The 235-nt window shown below is 71.9% G+C and carries 1 protein-coding gene; it reads right to left on the bottom strand.

Annotated elements, in window-relative coordinates:
• Positions 1–235: acyltransferase domain-containing protein (locus tag VR44_RS40400; protein ID WP_045952687.1), on the bottom strand; the 235-nt coding region annotated here is incomplete at both ends.

Here is a 235-nt window from a genome sequence, read left to right as displayed (position 1 = left end):
GTGAGGGCGGAGACGAAGGGGATGGCCGGCTGGTGGAAGTCCAGGCCGGAGATGGCCGTGCGGAACTCCTCCAGCATGGGGTCCATGAGGGGGGAGTGGAAGGCGTGGCTGACGCGCAGGGCCTTCGCCTTGACGCCCTGAGCGGCGAGCAGTGCCACGACGCCTTCGACGGCTTCCCGGGTCCCGGAGAGGACGACGGCTTCGGGGCCGTTGACGGCGGCGATGGCCGCGCCGG

Origin of the sequence: Streptomyces katrae (assembly GCF_000966975.1) — a bacterium.
GTDB lineage: Bacteria > Actinomycetota > Actinomycetes > Streptomycetales > Streptomycetaceae > Streptomyces > Streptomyces katrae.
The sequence above is the reverse complement of the archived record's forward strand: the minus strand, read 5'-3'. Positions and strand labels throughout refer to the sequence as shown.